Here is a 4,671-nt window from a genome sequence, read left to right as displayed (position 1 = left end):
CGAGATCGGCGACCCCGAGGACATCATCGCCCAGCTTTCGGGCCTGCCGACCGAGCGCTACCCGGTCGGCCGCGCCGCCTGAGGCTTGCGGTTGACGAGCGCCACTCCGAACGCCGTGACCGCCATGCCGGCCAGGGCCAGCAGCCCGAGCCGTTCGTCGAACATCAGGTATGCAATGACCGCCGTCGCGGGTGGGACCAGATAGAACAGGCTTGCGACCTGCGCCGCAGCTCCTCGCCGGATCAGCACATAAAGCAGGAATACGGCTCCTACCGAGAGCACCAAGCCTAACCAGACAAGCGCAAACAGGAACTCTCCGGTCCATCTGACCTGCATGGTTTCCAACTGCCAGGCGAAGACGACAAGGCCAAGACTGGTCGCGGCATACTGGATCGCCGTTCCGCTTCTCAGATCCATGCCACCGCAGAAGCGCTTCTGATAGAGCGTGCCGACCGTGATGCCGACCAATGCTGCAATGCACAGGGCGATCCCCGTCAAGTAACCTGCCTTGAGCGACAGGTTTTCCCATACGACCAGAAGAACGCCGCACAGCCCGAGCGTCAGGCCCAGCCATTGACGGCCGCTTACCCGCTCGCCGAAGACACGCCCAGAGGCGGCCGCCGTCAGGAGCGGCTGGAGACCGACGATCAGTGCGGCGATCCCTGCCGGAAGCCCATGGGCGATGCCGGTGAAGACGCCTCCCAGGTAGACGCCGTGAACCAGCAGGCCGGCGACCGTGATGTGCCCGACATCGGTCCAACGCCGCGGCCAGGGAGCTTGCATCACCAAGGCTGCCACGGCCAGGATGGCTGCTACAAGCGACAGCCGGATCGTCAGGAAGGTCAACGGCTCGGCATAAGGAAGCCCGAATTTGGCGCCGATGAAACCTGTGCTCCAAAGCAGGACGAAGACACCCGGCGTCAGCCGAAGCCAGTCCGGTCCGCCGGTCGAGGTGGGGAGTTGCTGTGTCATTGCCCGATCTACTTCGCCGTTGGCACAGGTCATACCGGTGCACGGCAACGGCTAACGTTGGAAAGAGCATTTTGCAACGCCTGGATTGTATCCATACAGGACGCCCGGATGCCGGCGTTAGCGGGCCTTTAACCGTCGCCCGCTATGCTTTGCGGATGACCTGGGCACGCATTATCGCCATCGCACTCGGTATCGCAGGTTTCAACACCAGTGCTCCGTCCCATGCCGCCCGCATCGCCGAAACGGAAGTCGAGGGGGCTGGCAGCGCCATGGAAGGCGATGTCGTGAGCGTCAAGGGAACGATGGTCCGGCTTCGCGGCATCGACGCGCCGGATCCGGGTCAGATCTGCCGAACGCTGCGGGGAGTGGAATACGACTGCTTCAGCGCTGCTCGCGCACAACTTCAGCAGATGCTCGACCTCGGTGAAGTGACCTGCGTCGCCAAGGAGCAGGATCGCAATCAGCATCACATCGGGGTCTGCCGTGTCCTGGGAAAGGACCTCTCGGCGGCGATGCTCGTCCGCGGCTGGGCCTTCGCCTACCGTAGTCTCAGTACGGCCTATGGCGGCCTCGAGGCTCGCGCCCAGGCGCGCAAAGCCGGCATGTGGGCTGGGCGCGTCGAGGCGCCCTGGCTGTGGCGGACAAGAAAGTTGAACGAGTGAAGCAGTCTTTCTCAGAGTTCCGCGTTCGCCGACTGAACGAATAGGAATGTCGCGGAAGATTAACCAAACTTCACTTGTCGACAAGCGTTCTGCCGATGCCTAATGTTCCCATCGCAACCGTGAGCTTCTGCGGAGCGGCAGTGCTGCCGACTATGTTCGGTATCCTGAGGGAAGGCTGGAAATATGCGGATCTATGCACGGGAACTGAACGAGCACCTGCCAAGTTTGCGCCGCTACGCCCGCGCGCTGACGGGGTCGGTCGACCATGGCGACGATCTCGTGACCCGATGCGTCGAAGCGGCTGTCATGGCGCCGCAGAGCTTCGGAATTCCGATGAAGACACCGGCGCCTCTCTATGCCCTTCTCCATGCATTGTTTGACAAGAACGGCGAGGGGAAACCTTTGAAGACCCAGCATCCGATAGAGCGCGTCCTGGCCCGCCGGCCGGAAACCGACAGGAGGCTCTACCTGCTCGTAGCGCTTGAAGAGCTGACGGTCGACGAAGCGGCCAAGGTCGTGAATCTGGGGACCAGGGAAGCCTTGTCGAGGCTGGTCAAGATCAGGGAATTCCTGCGTCAGGCGATGACGGCACGGGTCATGGTCGTCGAGGACAATGCGATCGCAGCGGTCGATCTGAGCGAAATGATCAGCGACATGGGCCATGTCGTCTGCGGTACCGCGGCGACCGAGCCGGAGGCTCTTGCCCTCGCCAATGCCGGAAGTCCGACGCTGGCGCTGCTCGATGTCCGCTTGGCGCAGGGCGGTAGCGGTATTGCGGTCGCCCGGACCCTTCGCGACCGCTTCGCCGTGCCCGTGATCTTCGTAACAGCCTATTCAGGCGATCTCCGCCTGCTGGACGATGAAGGATTGGGACCCGTGATACGAAAGCCTTACACGAGCGATGCGGTCCGCGACGCGATTACCCAGGCGGTTTTCGCGCCGCTTCCCGAAGTGCTGCTTCACTGAGCCGCAAGGCTCAGGTCGTACTCAGCCTTCAAGGCTCAGACCGTACGCGACCGGCCGGCGATCAGACGGTAGATCAGCAGGATGATGACCGCGCCGACGACGGCACCGATGAAACCTGCACCTTCGCCCGCCCGGTACCAGCCGACGGCTTGGCCGAGATAGGTTGCGACGAAGGCGCCGGCGATGCCGAGCAGGATCGTGATGATGAAACCGCCGGGATCACGGCCCGGCATTAGGAATTTCGCGACGATACCAGCCAGCAGGCCGATGATGATTGTGCCGATGATGCCCATTGCAGATGTCCTTGTTCATGCCCCATGGATGTTTCGTTAACGGCTGAACCTTGTCGCAAGTTCAAAGGCTTGATCGCCCCGGCGGGGGCCAGTTCGGATTACCCACGATCGAAGGGACCGACAGGCGGCGATCCGCTTTCCGGCGATGCCGCCCGCCGCCGCCGTCGACAGGCATCGGAGCAGTATTTTACGTCGTCCCAGTTTTCGGCCCACTTCTTCCGCCACGCGAAAGGTCGGCCGCAGACGGTGCAAGGCTTCGACGGCAAGTCACCTTTGCGTCTCATGCGGCCGCTCACAGGTCAGGCGGCCGAAAACAAGGAAAGCAAGTCAACGCCGCTCCGGCGGCAGGGCGATGGGGTGCGCCAGCTCATAGGCCCTTGCGGCACGCAGGACCAGATCGTCCCTATGCATGGGGCCGACGATCTGAAGTCCGACCGGCAGTCCCGACGACGTCAGCCCGCAGGGCATGGAGGCGGCCGGTTGCTGTGTCAGGTTGAAAGGGTAGCTGAAGGGAGTCCAGTCGATCCATCCGCCTTCTTCCGGCTGGCTCGGCTCGTTCAGTCCGGCCCGGAAAGCCGGGATCGGCATCGAAGGCGTCAGGAGGAGGTCGTAGCGCTGGTGGAAGAGGTTCATCTGAACGCCGAGCCTGCCGCGGGCCAGCGCCGCCTGCTGGTAATCCAGCAGCGACAGAGCGGCTCCGGCCGCTTCGAAGCCGCGCAAGTGCGGGTCCATCATCGCCTTCTGCTCGTCCGTGAACCCGGCCATGACGGTGGCGGCCCCGGCTGCCCAATGGGTATAGAAGATGCGTCCGGCGTCGGGCATGTCGAGCGTCACTTCCTCGACCTCCGCCCCGAATGCGCAGAACTCGTCGGCGGCACGGCGGACAAGGGCCGCCACCTCGGCATCGACTTCCGCGCCGTTGAGGGTCGGGGCGAAAGCCACCCTCATTCCCGCTATGCCATCGTCCAGCCCGGCCGAGAAGTCCTTGTCGCCATAGGGGAAGGCAAACCAGTCGCGCGGGTCTGGATAGGCCATCACCCGAAGCATCAGAGCTGCGTCGGATACCGTCCGCGTCATCGGTCCGACATGGGCCACCGTTCCGAAGGGGCTGAGTGGGTATGCCGGCACCCGGCCGAAGCTCGGCTTGATGCCGAAGATGCCGGTGAACGACGCCGGAATGCGGATGGAGCCGCCGCCATCGGTTCCGACATGGAGCGCGCCCATGCCCGTCGCGGCAGCGACGGCCGCTCCGCCACTGGACCCGCCCGGAGTCATATCGGGGTTCCAGGGATTGCGCGTGACGCCCGTGAGGGGACTGTCGGTGACGCCCTTGTGGCCCAACTCAGGTGTTGTCGTCTTGCCCAACAGAACGGCCCCATGCTCCCGCAGCCGCGCCGTGGCGGGAGCGTCCTCTTCCCAGGGTTGATCGGGGGACACCGCCTTGCTGCCCCGGAGCGTCGGCCATCCCTTGGTCAGGATGAGGTCCTTGATCGTGGCCGGTACGCCGTCCACCAAACCTTGGGGCTCGCCCTTGATCCACCGTTCCTCGCTGGCGCGCGCCGCCTCGAGCGCGGCGTCGCCATCGACGAGCGTGAAGGCGTTGAGTTCGCTATCCAGGGCCGCGATGCGGTCGAGACAAGCCTGTGTCACTTCCACGGGGGAAAGGTTGCGGCTGCGGTACAGGCCGAGGAGTTCTGTAGCTGAGAGGAGGGCTATGTCTGTCTTCATGTCATCATGCGCCGTTGTTTCGTAAGCGGACGGGTATGTTCTTCAGCCTT

6 protein-coding genes are annotated in these 4,671 nt (G+C 63.8%); 2 read left to right on the top strand and 4 right to left on the bottom strand.

The window, feature by feature from the left end; genetic code table 11:
* Positions 1 to 57 precede the first annotated feature (57 nt).
* Positions 58 to 972: a DMT family transporter gene (locus tag AC5JJ6_RS42340; RefSeq protein ID WP_496047825.1), complete on the bottom strand. Its 915-nt coding sequence runs from the start codon at positions 970 to 972 to the stop codon at positions 58 to 60.
* Between the two features lie 71 nt (positions 973 to 1,043).
* Here AC5JJ6_RS42340 and AC5JJ6_RS42335 point away from each other — a divergent pair, with 71 nt between their 5' ends.
* Positions 1,044 to 1,634: a thermonuclease family protein gene (locus AC5JJ6_RS42335; RefSeq protein ID WP_496047824.1), complete on the top strand. Its 591-nt coding sequence runs from the start codon at positions 1,044 to 1,046 to the stop codon at positions 1,632 to 1,634.
* Positions 1,635 to 1,817: 183 nt separating this feature from the next.
* Positions 1,818 to 2,600, top strand: a complete 783-nt coding sequence (locus AC5JJ6_RS42330) for a PhyR family response regulator anti-anti-sigma factor (protein WP_496047823.1) — start codon at positions 1,818 to 1,820, stop codon at positions 2,598 to 2,600.
* A 35-nt stretch (positions 2,601 to 2,635) separates the two neighbouring features.
* On the opposite strand, the gene AC5JJ6_RS42325 is transcribed toward AC5JJ6_RS42330, so the two are convergent.
* From AC5JJ6_RS42325 to AC5JJ6_RS42315, 3 genes are all read right to left on the bottom strand, one after another.
* The gene (locus AC5JJ6_RS42325) at positions 2,636 to 2,893 is read right to left on the bottom strand and encodes a GlsB/YeaQ/YmgE family stress response membrane protein (protein WP_496047822.1); all 258 of its coding nucleotides are present in this window, start codon (positions 2,891 to 2,893) and stop codon (positions 2,636 to 2,638) included.
* A gap of 98 nt (positions 2,894 to 2,991) precedes the next feature.
* Positions 2,992 to 3,177, bottom strand: coding sequence for a DUF2256 domain-containing protein (locus AC5JJ6_RS42320; protein ID WP_496047821.1), 186 nt, complete (start codon positions 3,175 to 3,177; stop codon positions 2,992 to 2,994).
* A 43-nt stretch (positions 3,178 to 3,220) separates the two neighbouring features.
* Positions 3,221 to 4,621: an amidase gene (locus AC5JJ6_RS42315; protein WP_496047820.1), complete on the bottom strand. Its 1,401-nt coding sequence runs from the start codon at positions 4,619 to 4,621 to the stop codon at positions 3,221 to 3,223.
* Positions 4,622 to 4,671 lie beyond the last annotated feature (50 nt).

It is taken from the genome of Skermanella sp. (genome assembly GCF_059503625.1).
This window is presented reverse-complemented; position numbering and strand designations above follow the sequence as displayed.